The organism is Mesorhizobium sp. CA7 (assembly GCF_020165015.1).
Classification (GTDB): domain Bacteria; phylum Pseudomonadota; class Alphaproteobacteria; order Rhizobiales; family Rhizobiaceae; genus Mesorhizobium.
Genome location: NZ_JAIUHH010000011.1, coordinates 13,764 through 30,766, shown reverse-complemented (window position 1 = coordinate 30,766; position 17,003 = coordinate 13,764). Strand labels below are relative to the sequence as shown.

Sequence of the window (17,003 nt, the reverse complement as noted above, 5' to 3'; positions counted from 1 at the left end):
CATCTGGGCGTCAGCAAAATGCGCTGGGCTCAATGGAGTACCGCCGATGACCGCCGAAGCTGTTTCCCCTGCCGTCGTTCCATTGCGTGACGCCTGGCGAGGCCTGCTGTGGTTTGTGCCGCTCACAACGCTGTGGCTACTCTTGATCTATCGTTGGCCGGCGATCCCGGAGAGCGGCGTTCCGACCACGTTCCACCAGCTCGCGGCCCACGGGCTCATCGCCCTGGGATTGTGGCTCGGCCTCGAACATACGAGCCTGACACCGGGTCAACGTCGCGCGACTTGGCTGGCAATCATGATCCCGGATACGCTGTGGTTCGCCGTCGCTTGGAGCGCCGCGATCAATGGCATCTTCCATCCGGATGCCACGGCTTTACCGGCGTTGCCATCGGCTATCTTCCTGCCGGTGATCATCGGTGCGCCGCTGTTGCTGTTCTCCAGGCGGGTCGGGCAGGTGCTCGATGCAATGCCGGCGAGCTGGCTCGTCGCGGTTCAGCTCTACCGCGTATTCGGCAGTTGGGCGCTCGCGGCGTGGCTGCATGGTGCGCTGCCAGGCGTATTCGCGGTGCCGGCAGGCGTCGGCGACGTGCTGACAGGGCTGTTCGCATTGCCTGCAGCGATTGCGGTGGCTACCGGCACAGCCGGGGGCCGGAGGGCAGCAATTCTCTGGAATATCCTCGGCCTTGCCGATTTCGCTGTCGCGATCACCATGGGCATAATCACCTCGCCCGGCCCGTGGCAGTTGATCGTTCCGGATGTGCTGAGCATCGGCGCTGGCGATTATCCGGGTGTGCTGACCCCTGCTTTCGTGGTGCCAAGCTCAATCCTGCTGCATCTTCTGTCGCTGCGCCAGCTGCGCCGCCTTAGAGCAATTCCAGGAAAAGTGTGAGCGGTTTTCCGTCCGGCTTTGCGTAAAACAAAGAGATAGAGCGGTTCGCCGTTTCCGTGAAACGGTGAACCGCTCTAGCAGGGCGGAAATTGCACGGCGATAGAAAAAAACGGCGCCGCCAGCCACGCCGTTTCTTTGAGGACCTTCCTGCTCAGAACACGTGGCGGAGGATCACGAACAGCACAAAGGCCAGCGCGATCGAGCAGGGCAGCGTGAGCACCCAGGCCAGCAGCAGGTTGCGCACGGTCGACCATTGCAGGCCGGAACCGTTGGCTGCCATGGTGCCGGCGACGCCGGACGACAGCACGTGCGTCGTCGACACCGGCAGGCCGAAACGGTCGGCCATGCCGATGGTGATCATCGCGACAAGCTCGGCGGCGGCGCCCTGACCATAAGTCAGGTGGCTCTTGCCGATCTTCTCGCCGACGGTGACGACGATGCGCTTCCAGCCGACCATGGTGCCGAGGCCGAGCGCCAGCGCCACGGCGATCTTCACCCAGAGCGGAATGAACTTCGTCGCGTTGTCGACCGCCTTGTGGTAGTCGGTCACCGCCTTGAGATCGGCGTCCTGCATCGGCAGCAGCTTCTTCTTGTCGATCAGCTTCAGCGCTTCGCCGATCAGGTAGATGTCGTTGCGCGCGTTGCTGACAAGGTCGGTCGGCACGTTATCGACCGAGGCGTAAGGCTGCAGCCCGGCGGTGGTGTTGTGGATATAGGTCTGCAGCGCGATCGTGGTCTGATCGTTCCAGCTCTTGCTGCGCACGGCCTCCTGCACGGCAGCCTTGGCAGCATTGGCATCGGCGACAGCAACGCCAGGCTTGAGGTACTTGCCCAGAGCCTGCTCGACAGACACCGAGGCCGCCTTGTAGGCGTCGAGATAGTTGATGTCGGGCGTGCGGTTGAGCGCGTAAGCTGTCGGCACCACGCCGATCAGGATAAGCATGATCAGCCCCATGCCCTTCTGACCGTCATTGGAGCCGTGCGCGAAGCTGACGCCGGTGCAGGTGAAGATCAGCAGCGCGCGGATCCACCATGGCGGCGGCGCATTGCCCTTCGGCGCTTCATAGAGCGCCGGATTGCGCACCAGGAGCTTCATGGCATAGAGCAGGATGGCGGCGGCGAAGAAGCCGACGATCGGCGAGACCAGCAAGGTGATGCCGACATTGGTCGCCTGCCCCCAGTCGACGCCGCTGGTGGCGCTTCCGGCCGGGGCCATGAACTGGTTGGCGAGGCCGACGCCGATGATCGAGCCGACCATCGTATGCGAGCTCGAGGCCGGCAGGCCGAGGAACCAGGTGCCGAGGTTCCACAGGATGGCGGCGACCAGAAGGGCGAACACCATGGCGAAGCCGGATGACGAGCCGACCTGCAGGATGAGCTCGACCGGCAGCAGCGACAGGATGCCGAAGGCCACCGCGCCGCTCGAGGTCAGCACCCCGAGGAAATTGAAGACGCCCGACCACATGACGGCGAATTCGGCCGGCAGCGAGCGCGTGTAGATGACGGTGGCGACCGCGTTGGCGGTATCGTGGAAGCCGTTGACGAATTCGAAGCCCAGCGCGATCAGAAGCGCGATCCCAAGCAGGATCCAGGGCACCGTCTTGGCGATGGCCAGATCCTGGCTGAGCGCATAGCCGACATAGACGATGCCGACGAGCACCAGCACGCCGAAAGTCGGCAGGAACCATTTGGCACCGCCCGATTGATCCAGGGGATGATCCGGTCTCGGGATCCCCGCTTCACTCGAAACTACGTCCACCATTGTCCCACTCCTTTTGCATTGCAGCAAAGAACCGGGGAGGACGGTATGTCCCTAGGATGAAGCTGGTGTGACGCTGTTAACCGTTTGGTCACCACCACTACCAAGCCGTTTGGTCACCACCAAACCGTTGGTGACCTATCCGGCTATCTTCAGGAGCGAGGACACCAGAAGCTTGCGCTCGTCTTCTGAGAGCACGTCTGAATCAAACAGATTCATGCTGCGCATCCCTTCGATGGCGAGAAAGCAGACCAGCAGCGAGCCGAGGTCGTCCGTCTCCCCCTTCAGCCTTTCGAACAGCTGGCGCTTGAAGGCCTTGATCGGTGTCAGAAAATCGGGATCCTCCGCAATCGCGGAGAACATCCAGGACGCCGATGGTTTCGGCCGCTCGCAGTCGTCGGCAGACAGCTTGATATAGGCTGAGAGGACGCTCTCGTGGCCGGCCTCGGTGGCGCGTGTTTCCAGCGCCTTCTGGAAGTCGTTGAGATAGCTTTCGACGAGCCCCTGCATCAGCTTGGCTTTGGTCGGAAAATTATAGAGCAGGCCGCCCTTCGACACGCCGGCGCGGCTTGCGACCGCCTCGAGCGACAGGCTTCCCGGACCAGCCTCGCGCGCCACGTCGGCAGCGGCGGCAAGTATCTTTTCGCGCGAGTTCGCCCTGGGTACTCTCATCGCGCCTCCCCGTACATTAGCTTAGGCAGAATTGACAAGACCGTCCAGCCGGTACAGTAAAGCGCGCCGATTTGAAATCGGGACTTATCGTCGATATGTGCCCCGGCATCGATTGATTTGCCGGTTGCCGGCTCGAGGGGACCATCCGTGAAGCGCTTTTTCATCATCGCCGGATTTTTGCTGCTGCTTGCCTTGGTGTGCGTCGGCATCGTTGGTTTCAACTTCATGCGCGACGCCGGCATCAAGCAGTATTTCGCTACCATGAAGCCGCCGGCCGCGACGGTCTCGACAGTGACGGTCAAGCCTTCGGTATGGACCCCCGGCATCGAGGCCATCGGCACCGTCAACGCCGTGCGAGGCGTCGATCTCACCCTCGAGACGAGCGGCATCGTCAGGGACATCCTTTTCCACGCAAACCAGAAGGTTGCCGCCGACGCGGTGCTGGTGCAGCTCGACGATGCCGTCGAGAAAGCCGATCTGGTGGCGCAGAAGGCGCAGGCCGCCTCGGACCAGGCGGCGCTGACCCGCGCGATCGAATTGCAGCGGCGCGGCGTCGGCACCGACGCGACGCTTGACGCCGCGCGTGCTGCGGCGGACGCCTCGGCCGCGCAGGTCAACAAGCTGCAGGCAGTGCTCGACCAGAAGCAATTATCCGCGCCATTCGGCGGCACGGTCGGTATCCCGAAGATCGACATCGGCCAGTATCTGGCGCCAGGCAACGCGGTGGTGACGATCCAGGACCTGGACACGATGCGGGTCGACTTCACGGTACCCGAACAGCAGCTGCCGCTGCTTAAGATCGGCCAGACCATCAAGCTCGGCACCAATCTCGCCGATATGTCATTTGCCGGCTCCATTCGCGGCATCGACCCCAAGATCGATCCCGCCAGCCGGCTGGTCTCGATTCGCGGCGAGGTCGCCAATCCGGAAGGCAAGCTGACGCCTGGCCAGTTCGTCCAGATCCGTGTCGAGCTGCCGCAGGAAAACAATGTCATTTCCGTGCCGCAGACGGCGGTGACGACCAGCCTCTATGGCGATTATGTCTTCGTGGTCGAGCCGGCGAAGCCCGCAGCCGCTGCCGCGCCGGCGAAGCCGGATGAGCAGAAGGTTAGCGCCGATAAGGCGGCCGGCGATGCCGCCAAGCCGCAGGCGGACGCCACCAAGCCAGCCGACACCACGGCAAAACCGGCTGACGCGAAGCCGGCCGACAAAGCGGCCGGCGACGCCGCCAAGCCGGCCGAGGCCGCGCAGCAGCCGGCGCTCACCATCTCCCAGGTCTTCGTGAAGCTCGGCCGCCGCAACAACGGCATGGTTGAGATCGTCGAGGGCCTCAAGGACGGCGACCAGGTCGTCACGGCCGGCCAGAACCGGCTCTTCAACGGCATGTCGGTTGCCGTCGACAACACCATCGATCCCAGCAAATCGGCGAACAAACAGGTTCAGCAATGAGCTTTTCCGACCTTTTCATCCGCCGGCCCGTGCTGTCGACGGTGCTGGCCTGCCTGATCCTGCTGCTCGGTTTCCAGGGCATCTTCGGCCTGTCGATCCGTCAATATCCTAAGGTTGACGAGACGGCGATCACCATCACCACGGCCTATCCCGGCGCCAGCGCCGACCTGATCCAGGGCTTCATATCGGCCCCGATCGCGCGCGCCGTCGCCTCGACCGAAAACATCGATTACGTCACCTCGTCCAGCCGTCCGTCCTCGAGCACGGTCACGGTGCAGATGAAGCTCGGCTCCAATCCGGACGTCGCGCTGGCAGAGGTGCTGTCCAAGGTCCAGGGCGTGCGCGGCACCTTGCCGGACGCCTCCAAGGATCCGGTCATCGTCAAGGGCACCGGCCAGCAGTTTGCGATGATGTACATCTCGATGCAGAACCCGAACATGACGAAGGAGCAGCTCACCGAATATATCGAGCGCGTCATCCGGCCTCGCATCTCGACCGTGGAAGGTGTCGCCGACGTCCAGATCTTCGGCGCCCAGGAATATTCCATGCGCGTCTGGATCGACCCGATCAGGCTTGCCGCCCGCGGCGCCACCGCCGTGGACGTGCTGACCGCGATCAACAACTCGAACTTCCTGTCGGCGCCCGGCAACACCGAGAACGAATATGTGGTCTCCTCGATCACCGTTCATTCGACCCTGCAGACGCCTGAGGCCTTCGCCCAGCTCCCGATACGCTCGACGGATGGCCAGGTGGTGCGCCTGCGCGACGTCGCGCATGTCGAGCTCGGCGCGAAAAACACCGACACCAGGGTGAGCTTCAACGGCAAGCCGGGAACCTTCCTGGCCATCTTCCCGACGCCTGCGGCCAACCCGCTGACGACCGCCGCCGCGGTGACCCGGCTCGTGCCGCAGATCCAGGAGACGCTGCCGAAAGGCATGACGATCGAGGTCGTCTACGACGCCACTGGCCAGATCAGCGCCTCGATCGAGGAAGTGTTCAAGACCATCGGCGAAGCCGTCGCCATCGTCATCGTGGTCATCCTCCTGTTCCTGGGCTCGTTCCGCTCGGTGATGATGCCGATCGTGACGATCCCGCTATCGCTGATCGGCGTCTGCTTCATCCTGTTTGCGGTCGGTTATTCGATCAACCTTCTGTCGCTGCTGGCCATGGTGCTGGCGATCGGCCTTGTCGTCGACGACGCCATCGTGGTGGTGGAGAACATCCACCGCCACATGGAGGAAGACGGCATGTCGCCGATGCAGGCGGCCTTCAACGGCATGCGCGAGATCGCGACGGCCATCGTGGCGATGACCATCACGCTGGCCGCCGTGTTCGCCCCGCTTGCCTTCACCGGCGGCCTCACCGGCGCGCTGTTCCGCGAATTCGCGGTGACGCTGGCCGGCTCGGTGGTGTTGTCGGGCGTGATCGCCATGACCATCACGCCGATGATGTCCGCTCGCCTGCTGAAGCCGGGCCAGCACGGCCGCTTCCAGCGGATCGTCGACGGAACCTTCAGCCGCGTCGAGCGCGTCTACGAACGGGCGGTCACCGCTTCGCTCAGGAACCGCCCGGTGACGCTGATCATCGTTGTCGCTCTCGTGGCGCTGACCGGCTTCATGTTCACCAAGACCTCGACGGAGCTGGCGCCGGAAGAAGATCAAGGTTTCCTGCTCTCGATCGTCACCGCGCCGCGCTATGCGACATCGGATTACACCGAGGCCTACGTCAATCAGATGCTTGGCCTTGTGAAGGACATTCCCGAGACCAGGGCGCAATTCTCTGCCGTCGCCTTCGGCGGCGCGACCAACGGTGCCTTCGTCGGCTTCGCCTTCAAGGATTGGGCAGAGCGCAAGCGCAGTTCGAAGGAGCTCCAGGCCGACATTCAGGGCCGCCTCGCCAAGGTCGCCGGCGTCGAAGCCTTCGTCTTCGCGCCGCCGACGCTGCCCGGCTCCGGCGGCGGCCTGCCGATTTCCATGGTGGTGCGCTCCACCGGAGCTCCCTCGGAGGTCTTCGAGCAGGCGGAGAAGATCAAGAGCAAGGCGCAGGCTTCCGGCCGCTTCATCGTCGTGCAGAACTCGATGTCTTACGACGCGCCGCAGGTGACCGTGACCATCGACCGTGAGCGCGCGGCAGCATTGAACCTGCCGATCGCCGATATCGGCAATACGCTGACGCTGCTTGTGGGCGGCTCCGAAGTGGCGCAGTTCGACCGCGACTCCAACAGCTACGACATCATCCCGCAGGTGCCGCAAGAATTCCGCGACAATCCCGACAAGCTCGGCGAGTATTTCGTGCGCAGTGTCGACGGCAAGATGGTGCCGCTGTCGGCGGTCGTGAAGATCTCGACCAATGCCTCGCCGGCGGCCATCGAGCAGTTCAACCAGCTGAACTCCTCAACGATCTCGGCCTTGCCTCTGCCTGGCGTGACCACCGGCGACGGGCTGAAGGTGCTGGAGGACCTCGCTAAGGAGACCCTGCCCGACACCTTCTTCGTCGACTATTCCGGCCAGTCGCGGCAGGAGAAGGAGCAGGGCAACACCATCCTGATCGCCTTCGCGGCGGCGGTGATCGTCATCTACCTGGTACTGGCGGCCCAGTTCGAGAGCTTCCGCGATCCGCTTATCATCATGATGGCGGTGCCGCTGTCGATCTTCGGCGCGATCGTGCCGCTCAACATCGGCCTGGGGACGCTGAACATCTACACCCAGGTCGGCCTGATCACGCTGATCGGCCTGATTACCAAGCACGGCATTCTGCTGGTGGAATTCGCCAACCAGCAGCGTGAAATCCATGGCATGCGGCGCCGCGACGCCATCATCGCTTCGGCCAAGGTGCGCCTGCGGCCGATCCTGATGACCACGGCGGCCATGGCGCTCGGTGTCGTGCCGCTGATCGTCTCCAGCGGCGCCGGTGCAGCCGCGCGCTATTCGATGGGCCTGGTCATCTTCACCGGCATACTGGTCGGCACCATGTTCACGCTCTTCGTCGTGCCGATGTTCTACACCTTCATCGCCAGCAAGGACCTGCCGCATCTCGCCGAGAAGCCCGATCCGAATCTGATGCCGGCGCTGCCGAGCTGAGACGGCAACCGAAGCGAAAAAAAAAGAGGCCGGAAAATTCCGGCCTCTTTTTTTGGCGGCTGCCTCACGGCTTCGCGATGGGTGGAAGGCGGCAACCTGCCTGCTACTCTTACCCAGCCGGTTACTTGGCCAGGGCGTTACTTGACAATGACGATGCTGGTGTTGCCGGGGCCGAAGGCCTCGACCAATTGATAGAAATCGGCCGCCGCATCGGGATGCAGCCGCACGCAGCCATGGGAAGCGGGACGGCCGAGATGGCTGACGGCATAGGTGGCGTGGACGGCATAGCCGCCGCTGAAGAAGACCGAATGCGGCATCGGCGCGTTGTCGTATTTTTTCGAATACCACATCTCGTGCAAGCGGGTCGGCTTGAACGAGCCAGTCGGCGTGATGTGCCCTCTGCTGCCGGTCGAGACCTTCCAGATGTAGGTCGGGCGGCCATCGACCGTGACTTCCATGATCTGCTGCGACAGCGAAACCTTGGCGACGAGCTGGTTGGCGTGGGCGGCATTGCCGGCGCCGAACAGAAGCGCCGCGCCGGTGAGCGCGGCGGCGGTGATATGGATAAGCTTGGCCGAAATGGCGGTGTGCATGACGATCCCTCTGTTTTTTGCCGTTGTGTCCGGCTTCAATTTCGATGGGGCCTTATCGTGCTCGTCCGTTTCAGACCTATTTCGCTTAATACTCGTTTCTGTTTCGAATTCGTTTCTGCAAATTAACAGCGAGGCCGGTTGAGCAGTACCGCGGACCTTTGCGAGAGGTGGCGGTCAGGCGTCGCACAATCGGCTTCGGCCAGAAACGAAAGTTCATTTCATATGTATATGAAAGACTAGGACCCACTTTCGAAACCGATCTGCAACAAAGTGCGTCTCCGGCGGCATGATTTGGATACAGGCCGGCATCAAATTTGACGCAACGGGAACAGACATCCACAAACGAAAATGGGCAGGAAATCGAAACTCCGCTCCTGGTTTCCCAGGATCAGCGTCGCGGCGATCGTGCTCGGCGACGCCGGCTCGGTAGCCGGCAAGCCGGCGACGACGCTGGCGGCGATGACTTCCGGCGAGGTTTCGACGCTGCACATGGCTCTGTTCATCGCCACGGTCTGGATTTTGTCCAGCCTGCGCGTCCACCGGCTGAAGGCCTTCTGGCGGGTCGGCCTCCGGTTGATGAGGACGCGCGGCCCCTCCGGCTACTTGCTGCCGAGAGGACCGAAGGCCCGCGCCGCAGCGGGGGGCTCCGTCAGCGGCGCGGGCGCTTCGGGAGTTTCCTGAAGCCCGATTTCGAGATCGAGGATTTGAAGAGATGAAGACGAAACTTGCCGCCTCGGTGCTTTCAGCGCTGCTTTACGCGCAGGGTTTGCTGGGCTTTGCCGCTCTTGCGACGGTGTTGCTAAAGGAGCGCGCCCAGGCCGGGATAACCGTCAGCGCGAACGTTCCAACTGGACCCTCTGTCATCGTCGTGCGCTGAACGCCAGGCGTTGTCGGACCCAAAATGACCACCGCTTTGGGGAATCCGATGCTCAAAAGCCTCGCTGATCAAAGCTTACTCGTTGCGTGGAACCGGCGGATCGAAACGATAGCCGGCACCCCTGATGGTGGTGATGGTCTCGGTGTCGAGCTTGCGGCGCAGCCGCACGATGCGCGAATCGATCGAACGGTCGAAAGCATCTGCATTCTCCGCCGGCGCCGCGGCAATGATATCGTCGCGCGTCAGCACCTTGCGCGGGCTGGCCAGGAACAGCTTGAGCAGCGCGACCTGGCCCGGGGAAAGCTGCTCCTCCGCGCCCGAGCGATGCATCACCATGGCCGACCGCAGGTCGACGGTGGCGTTTTCCAGCACGATCAGCTCGCCGCCGGCCCTGCCGCGTCTCATCAGCAGACCGCCGATGCGCGCGGCAAGCTCGCGCACGTTGAGCGGGCTTTCGATGACGTCGGCGGCACCCAGCTCAAGCGCCAGCACCTTGTCGACGAGGTCGCGCGGCCGGCAGATCAGGATGAAGTCGGGACCGCCCTCGCCACCCCCGCCCTGGCTGCTGTAACGCCTGAGCAGTTCGCGGCCCTCGGCCTGGGTGACGTCGTCGCCGACGACCACGACATCGATGCCGCCGGCCGAAAGCAGCGTCTCCGCCTCCCAGGGCTGGCGCGCCTGGCGCACATCGTGCCCGCGCCGTTCGAGATGGTCGGCGAGATTTTTGGCCACCACCTCGGCGACGGACACAAGCGCAATGACGGATCGTGCGGCCATTTTCTTCACCCCGCCACAGACAACTCGAGATGAGTGCTGGACATCATGTTTATACCCAATCTACTTTCTCCTGAAAGCGGGAGCGAGCGCGTCGTGAAGGCACGTATCATCGTCGTCGAGGACGAACCGGATCTGAGGGAGGCTGTGGCCGAATATCTCGGCGCCAGCGGCTATGACGTCGTCACGGCCGAGAATGCGGCCGCCGCTCGCGCACTGTTCGAGGCGCAGTCCTTCCACCTCGCCATCCTCGACATCGCCATGCCTGGCGAGGACGGGCTGTCGCTCGGCCGCTGGCTGCGCTCGAAAACGCAGATCGGCGTCATCTACGCCACGGCCGCCGGCACGGCGCTCGACCGCATCGTCGGGCTGGAGCTCGGCGCCGACGATTATATCGTTAAGCCGTACGAATTGCGCGAGGTGCTGGCGCGGGTGCGCAGCGTGCTGCGCCGCGTGCCGCAGCCGGCCGAGCCGCAGCCGGCGAAGGCCGAAACCGCAAATCGCCGTTTCGTGAATTTCGGCGGCTTCCAGGCCGATTTCGACGGCCGTCTGGTCATCGGCGCCAATGGCGCGGTGATCGAGATGGCCAAAAGCGAGTTCGACGTGCTCGAGGTTTTTCTCACCCGCGCCAACCGGCTTCTGACGCGAGCGGCGATTTCGGAAGCGATCGGCTTCGTCGAGGATCCGGAATCCTCGCGCGCGGTCGACATCCGCATCATGCGGTTGCGAAAGAAGATCGAGGCCGACCCCGCCAATCCGAAATTCCTGCGCACGGTGCGCGGCGAAGGCTATATCTTCTCGCTGCCGAGCGGCGACGCCAACTAGAGCATTCCGGGAATGGCATGAACCGGCTAGGCTCGGCGCCTTGGCCGTAGCCTTCCGTCCGGAATTGCGTCAAAACAAAGCGGTAGAGCGGTTCGCCGTTTCCGTGGAACGGAGGGACGCTCTGAACGACCGACGTCCGGGCCTTGGATGACCATGACTGCTGATGCAGCACGCACCGATACGAATGGCTCGCGTCCGGGCGGCGCCGCCATGGCGGCTGTCCATGTCGTGCGCCGCCTGCGCGAGGCAGGCGACTGGCAGCGCGAGATGGACGACATATTGGCGACGATGTGCCGCAAGATGGATTGCCAGCGCGGCATCCTTTTCCGCCTGCGTGAATTGCCGGGCGAAGGCTTCGCCCAGTCCGTCGCCGCTTATTGGATCGACCCTGACTTCGGCGGCGAGCTGGCCTCGCCCACGGTGATCATGCAGTCGATCATCAACTCGGACTCGCTGCTGGAGCAGTTGCAGGAGGACGAGCGGCAAGGCAAGATTTTCTCCGGCCACACGCGCGACCTCGAGGGTTTCCTGCGGGCCGATTTCGAGAAGCAGAACATCAAGTCGTTCCTGTCCGTCTCCGTGTTCGCGCATGGCCACCTTTGGGGCACGCTGGCCATCAATGACTGCATCGCTGAGCGCGAATGGACGGATGAGGAAGAAGCGACGCTGCACATCATCGCTTTGGCGATCGGCGACGCCATCGAGCGCTCGCCATCGGAAGCGCATGCCAGTGAAGTGATCCGCCGCACCATGCTGCAGGCCTCACTGGACGCCATCATCGTCATCGACGAGACGGGTTCGATCATCGAATTCAATCCGGCCGCCGAGAAGATGTTCGGCTTCCAGCGCAGCGCAATCCTCGGCAAGGACCTGCTCGATACCATCGTTCCGCTATACTACCGCAAAGGCTATGCCTCTGGCGCCGAATACATGGCTGGCCGCGGCGCGCCGATGGTCGGCCAGCGGCTGGAGACCGTCACGCAGAACGCTGCCGGCGAGATTTTCCCGATCGAGCTGACGGCGACCGAGATGCGGGTTGCCGACCGCCGCCTGATCTTCGGCTCGATCCGCGACTTGCGCGAAAAGCTGCAGGCCGAGGAAGAGATCAATCGTCAGCGCGAGAAGCTGCACCAGAACGAAAAGATGGCGGCGATGGGCTCGCTGCTTGCCGGCGTCTCGCATGAGCTCAACAACCCGCTTGCGGTGGTTGTGGCGCAGTCGACGCTGCTGCACGAATTCGCCGGCGATCCGCAGACCAAGGTCCGCGCCGAGAAAGTGCGCGCCGCCGCCGAGCGATGCGGCCGCATCGTCAAGAGCTTCCTGTCGATGGTGCGGCTGCATCCGACCGAGCAGGCCGAGACGGATCTCAACCAGGTGATGCGCTCGGCGCTCGAAGTCACCGCCTATGGGGCGCGCTCCAGCGGCATCATCATCGACACCGACTTTGCCAACGGGCCGCTGCTTGCCATGGCCGATGCCGACCATATCACCCAAGTGGCGGCCAACTTCCTCATCAACAGCCAGCATGCGCTTGCCGGCATCGCCGGCGAGCGGCGCATCAAGGTGCGGACGTTCCGCAACGAGCACGGCAATCCGGGCTTCTCCGTCGAGGACAACGGCCCGGGCATCCCCGCGGCGATCCGCTCGCGCATCTTCGAATCTTATTTCACCACCAAGCCGGTCGGCGTCGGCACCGGCATCGGCCTGTCGATCTCGAAATCGATCGTCGAGCGCCACAAAGGCAACATCTGGTTCGAGGAGGTCGAGCCGCAAGGTGCGCGCTTCGTCGTGGAGTTGCCGGCGATCGCGGGCGGCAGCGCCGCGCCCGGCGAAAGTCCGGCGCGTTCGAGCGGGCTGCGCCACGCGCTGGTGATCGACGACGAGCCGGACGTCGCCGGCTCGTTGTCCGACATACTCGAACTGATGGGCGTGAAGTCGCGCGTCGTGGCAAGCTGGACATCGGCGGCGGACGTGTTGAACGGCTACATGCCGCCGGACATCGTTTTTTCCGATCTGCGCATGCCGGGCATCAGCGGCATTGCGATCTACCGCGAACTGCTTGCTCAGCGGCCCGCGCTGGCGCAGCGCTTCGTGCTGGTCACCGGCGATCTGATCGGCGCCAAGGCGGAAATCGAAGCGCTGCCGCCGCAGCAGCGCCCGCACATCCTGGAAAAGCCATTCTCGACGCTCGACGTCCGCGGCATCCTCTCGACCATTGCCGACGAAGCCGCCGCCGACAACGGCGCCCATATCTGAGCAGGTTAGCCTGGGACCACCAGGTAGGCGGAATCTAAACCTAAACTCGCCGTCGCCGGCTTCGTCGAGATTCAGGTCAGGCTGAGTCGAAAATGGTGACTTCCGAGAACCGGAGCGGAGCGTACTTCAGTACGTGAGCACCGGAAACGCAGGAAGCTGCCCTTCGCAGGTCGGCCTCACCTGAATATCGACAGGCCCCAAAAAAGAGGCTCCCGACCGATTTCCACGGCGGGAGCCTGACTGGAGCGCAGGAGGGCGCGCTCAGGGAAGGTCTTAAAAAACGTTCGGCGTGTTGGTGAGCGGCGCGGCGTTGGCGATCATGCGCACCGCGCGCTCCCTGTGCTGGCCGGATTGCTCGACGATGGCGCGCAGGCACTCAAGGCTCTCGGCGCCCCAGTTCTGACCCTTGCAGGCAAAGTCGATCGTGGATTCCGGCAGGCGGGCGGTCTTGAGCGTGGTCTGCGCGCCCTCGACGACATTGGCCGGCGGATTGATCGAGGCGAAAGCCGGCCCTGAGGCAGGCGCGGCCAGCATGCCGACAAAGGCGCAGGCGCCGATCAACATGAACATCGCCATCGGATGGTCGCTGGCGCGCTGCCGCAGCGCAAGCTTCGGCCGGCGGTCATTGCGTTCCGGGCCACTCAGGCGGCGATTGGCATCGGTGGTGCGAACTTTCGCAAACATCGGTTGTTCCCTTCGTTGTCTTTCTTTTTTGCTATGAAACGAACATAATCGCACCAGGTAACTGCCGGATGGTCGGCGATGATTGCCTGTGTAACAGGATTGAAACAGATGCCGGGCGCGCCAGCCTTCCCAATCCGAGGCAACCATTCGAGCGGCCATCGAAATGGTCAGCTCAGATATGCGCCCGCCGTGCCGGCCCAACTGTAAACAGCCTCACACAGCAACGCCTGAATCGAGCGCTCCGCCGCTGTCTACGCACGCCCGTGACCGTCGAAACAGGCCTTCTCCGAGACGGGTATCCGCCTTCTAAATTGCCGTTCCGCTTCCTCAATTAAGACCCGGATTTTCCGGGATTTTTCCAGCCCGGGCAGGGCCGGATTTGCCGCCATGGAATTTTTCCATTTCCACAAGCTATTGCATTTCAACGCAAAATATGCTCATATTGAATGAGTATTCAACAAAAAAACAGAATATATCCATGAACCCGCACTTCCGTGACGTGGCGATTCCCAACGATTGGGACCGGCGGGGTTTGCCGGGGTGGAGCTACCATTCCAACGCCCTTCTCGAGCTCGAGAAGGAGTACGTCTTCCGCAACCACTGGCAGATTGCCGGCCATGTTTCCGACGTGCCCAATTCCGGCGACTATCTGACCATGGATGTCATCGGCGAGCGCGCCCTGATCGTGCGCGGCAACGACGGCATCGTGCGCGCCTTCAACAACATGTGCCGCCACCGCGGCAGCCGCGTCGTCGCCGACAGCCAGGGCACCTGTAAGAACGCGCTGGTGTGCCCGTTCCATGGCTGGGTTTACAATCTCGACGGCACGTTGCGCGGTGCTGCCCGTCCGGGCTCGTTCCCCGAGCTCGACAAGGCCGAGTTCGGCCTGATGCCGCTCGACCTCGAAATCTGGATGGGCTTCATTTTCATCCGCTTCCGCAAGGGCGGCCCGCAGCCTTCGGTGGCCGAGCTGCTGAAGCCGATCGAGGCCGAGATGGCGAATTACAATGTCGCCGACATGGTTCCGTCCTGGGGCATCTGGACCCAGAAATCGCCGGTCAACTGGAAGTCGGTGCGCGACGTCGACAATGAAGGCTACCACGTCGCCATGGCGCATCCCGCGTTGCAGGACCTCTATGGCGCGACCTATTTTGACGAGCCCTTCATCAACGGCGTGTCGCGGTCCCTCGCCACCTACAATCCGCATGCCGGGCGGCGCTGGAGCGTTCGCGAGTACATCAAGCTCGCGCCCGAGGCCACGCATCTGCCGGAACATCTGCGCAAGGCCTGGATCTATTACGGCATCTTCCCCAACAACGCGCTGTCGATCATGCCGGAATCCGTCCAGTTCTATCAGGAGTTCCCGCTGTCGACCGGCGAGACGCTGCTGCGCGGCGCCATCTACCGCTACAAGGACGAGACGCGCGAACAGGCGGCGGCACGCTACCTCGCCTATCGCATCGACCGCGACACCATGAACGAAGACGTGCAGCTCTCGGTGTGGTCGAACGAATCCATGCTGTCGGAAGCCTTCGAGGGCTTTTACCTCTCCGACCTCGAATACGGCGTGCGCACCCACCACGACCATTTGCGCAGGCAGATCCCGGTCCTGAACCTGGAGACGGCGCCCGATGAAAAGGACATGTGGGGGTTGAACGACGCGCTGCGGTCGAGGGGGTAGAGCCTTTTCCTTCTCCCCGTTCCACGGGGAGAAGGAGAAGGGCCGTCACCCCCGCCAGACCCCTTCCTTCCTTAAATCATCCATGGTGCGTGAAATGCCTTCGCGCAGGATCGCCACCATGTCGTCGACCTGCTCGCGGCTGATGATCAGCGGCGGCGACATCACGCACATGTTGATCAGCGGCCGCACCAGAAGCCCTAGCTCGTGGCAATGCACATCGATGCGTTTGCCCACATTCTTGTCGAGCTGCAGCGGATCCTTGCTGTCGCGGTCGGCGACGCATTCGACGCAAGCCATCAGCCCGATGCCACGCACCTCGCCGACCAGCGGCAGCTCTTCCAGCGTCTTCAGTCGCGCCTGGAAATAGGCCGCGATCTCGCGCGTGTGGGCGAGCACGCCCTCTTCCAGAAGATCGAGATTCTTCAGCGCGACGGCGCAGCCGATCGGATGGCTGGTGTAGGTGAGCCCATGGCCGAACAGCGCATCGGGATAGTTGGAGCGGCGCAGCTCTTCGAGCAGGCGCTCGGAGATGATGACGCCGCCGAGCGGGAAATAGCCCGATGTGACGCCCTTGGCGAACGTGATCATGTCCGGATCGATGCCGAACACGTCGCCTGAGGCAAAGACATGGCCGAGCCGTCCGAAGCCGGTCACCACCTCGTCCGAGACATAGAGGATGTCATTCTCGCGGCAGATCTCGCGGATACGCTTCAGGTACCCGTCCGGCGGCACGACGACGCCTCCGGAAGCCTGCACCGGTTCGCCGACAAAGGCGCCGATGCGCTCCGCGCCGACGCGCGCGACGGTGTCGCGGAACTGGTCGACCAGGAAATCGGTGAAGGCGGCGATGCTCGTCTCCTTCGGCCGCCGGAACGAGTCGGGCGAGGACAATTTGACCACCAGATCGTCGGCGCCGTCCATCCAGTCGCGGTCACGCGGCCGGCCGTTGAGCGAGGCCGACAGATAGGTCGAGCCGTGATAGGCGCCGCCACGGCTGAGGATCAGCTTCTTCTCCGGCCGTCCGCGCACATTGTTGTAGAACTGCATGAAGCGCAGCGCCGTCTCCACCGCCGAAGAGCCGCCGGTGGTGAAGAAGGTGTGGCTGAGATCGCCAGGTGCCGCATCGGCGATGCGGCGGGCAAGCTCGGCCGAGGGCGCGTTCATCGTATACCAAGGCGTGTTGTAGGAGAGCGCCATCGCCTGGTCGTACATGATCTTGGCCAGCTCCTCGCGGCGATGGCCGACATTGATGCACCACATGCCGGCCGGGCCGTCGATGAGGCGCTTGCCGGAAGCGTCGGTGATATAGATGCCGTCACCCTCGCCGATCAGCGCGCGCGCCTCGTTGCCGACCGAGCCGGCGTAGGGCCAGGGCTGCAAGAGATGGCGCTTGGCGAGCTCGACCGCGTCGTCATCGCCGGCATCGATGAGTTCGCTTGCCTTGATCTTGCTTTGAGCCGCCAT

General features: G+C 63.3%; 14 protein-coding genes. 8 read left to right on the top strand and 6 right to left on the bottom strand.

Annotation, left to right across the window (positions count from 1 at the left end):
• Positions 1–46: 46 nt before the first annotated feature.
• Positions 47–889, top strand: a complete 843-nt coding sequence (locus tag LB552_RS19115) for an MFS transporter (RefSeq protein ID WP_224609346.1) — start codon at positions 47–49, stop codon at positions 887–889.
• Positions 890–1,040: 151 nt separating this feature from the next.
• Here LB552_RS19115 and LB552_RS19110 read toward each other — a convergent pair whose 3' ends face one another.
• Together LB552_RS19110 and LB552_RS19105 are read right to left on the bottom strand one after the other, a co-directional pair.
• Entirely contained in the window at positions 1,041–2,651 is a 1,611-nt protein-coding gene (locus tag LB552_RS19110; RefSeq protein ID WP_224609343.1) for an inorganic phosphate transporter, read from the bottom strand.
• A gap of 135 nt (positions 2,652–2,786) precedes the next feature.
• On the bottom strand, positions 2,787–3,320 hold the full coding sequence (locus tag LB552_RS19105) for a TetR/AcrR family transcriptional regulator (protein ID WP_095767408.1): 534 nt from the start codon (positions 3,318–3,320) through the stop codon (positions 2,787–2,789).
• 147 nt (positions 3,321–3,467) lie between these two features.
• Here LB552_RS19105 and LB552_RS19100 point away from each other — a divergent pair, with 147 nt between their 5' ends.
• Positions 3,468–4,769 (top strand): efflux RND transporter periplasmic adaptor subunit, encoded by a 1,302-nt coding sequence (locus LB552_RS19100; RefSeq protein ID WP_224609341.1) that lies wholly within the window; start codon positions 3,468–3,470, stop codon positions 4,767–4,769.
• Entirely contained in the window at positions 4,766–7,849 is a 3,084-nt protein-coding gene (locus LB552_RS19095) for an efflux RND transporter permease subunit (protein WP_095767407.1), read from the top strand. The genes LB552_RS19100 and LB552_RS19095 overlap by 4 nt, the downstream gene beginning before the upstream one ends.
• Before the next feature lie 137 nt (positions 7,850–7,986).
• Here the strand turns inward: LB552_RS19095 and LB552_RS19090 are convergent, their stop codons facing one another.
• Positions 7,987–8,442 carry a L,D-transpeptidase gene (locus LB552_RS19090; protein ID WP_224609338.1) on the bottom strand — a complete coding sequence of 152 codons (456 nt, stop codon included), beginning with the start codon at positions 8,440–8,442 and terminating at the stop codon, positions 7,987–7,989.
• A gap of 348 nt (positions 8,443–8,790) precedes the next feature.
• Between LB552_RS19090 and LB552_RS19085 the strand changes: the two genes are divergently transcribed.
• Entirely contained in the window at positions 8,791–9,123 is a 333-nt protein-coding gene (locus LB552_RS19085; RefSeq protein WP_224609335.1) for a hypothetical protein, read from the top strand.
• A gap of 31 nt (positions 9,124–9,154) precedes the next feature.
• On the top strand, positions 9,155–9,319 hold the full coding sequence (locus LB552_RS19080) for a hypothetical protein (protein WP_224545633.1): 165 nt from the start codon (positions 9,155–9,157) through the stop codon (positions 9,317–9,319).
• A gap of 75 nt (positions 9,320–9,394) precedes the next feature.
• Here the strand turns inward: LB552_RS19080 and LB552_RS19075 are convergent, their stop codons facing one another.
• Positions 9,395–10,096 (bottom strand): response regulator transcription factor, encoded by a 702-nt coding sequence (locus LB552_RS19075; protein WP_140692892.1) that lies wholly within the window; start codon positions 10,094–10,096, stop codon positions 9,395–9,397.
• A 93-nt stretch (positions 10,097–10,189) separates the two neighbouring features.
• Between LB552_RS19075 and LB552_RS19070 the strand changes: the two genes are divergently transcribed.
• Together LB552_RS19070 and LB552_RS19065 are read left to right on the top strand one after the other, a co-directional pair.
• Entirely contained in the window at positions 10,190–10,918 is a 729-nt protein-coding gene (locus tag LB552_RS19070) for a response regulator (protein ID WP_224545631.1), read from the top strand.
• A 153-nt stretch (positions 10,919–11,071) separates the two neighbouring features.
• The gene (locus LB552_RS19065; RefSeq protein WP_224609588.1) at positions 11,072–13,174 is read left to right on the top strand and encodes an ATP-binding protein; all 2,103 of its coding nucleotides are present in this window, start codon (positions 11,072–11,074) and stop codon (positions 13,172–13,174) included.
• 273 nt (positions 13,175–13,447) lie between these two features.
• Here LB552_RS19065 and LB552_RS19060 read toward each other — a convergent pair whose 3' ends face one another.
• Positions 13,448–13,858 carry a hypothetical protein gene (locus tag LB552_RS19060; RefSeq protein WP_224609332.1) on the bottom strand — a complete coding sequence of 137 codons (411 nt, stop codon included), beginning with the start codon at positions 13,856–13,858 and terminating at the stop codon, positions 13,448–13,450.
• Between the two features lie 478 nt (positions 13,859–14,336).
• Between LB552_RS19060 and LB552_RS19055 the strand changes: the two genes are divergently transcribed.
• Positions 14,337–15,539, top strand: coding sequence for an aromatic ring-hydroxylating oxygenase subunit alpha (locus LB552_RS19055; protein ID WP_224609330.1), 1,203 nt, complete (start codon positions 14,337–14,339; stop codon positions 15,537–15,539).
• A 45-nt stretch (positions 15,540–15,584) separates the two neighbouring features.
• Here LB552_RS19055 and LB552_RS19050 read toward each other — a convergent pair whose 3' ends face one another.
• On the bottom strand, positions 15,585–17,003 hold the full coding sequence (locus LB552_RS19050; protein WP_224609328.1) for an aminotransferase: 1,419 nt from the start codon (positions 17,001–17,003) through the stop codon (positions 15,585–15,587).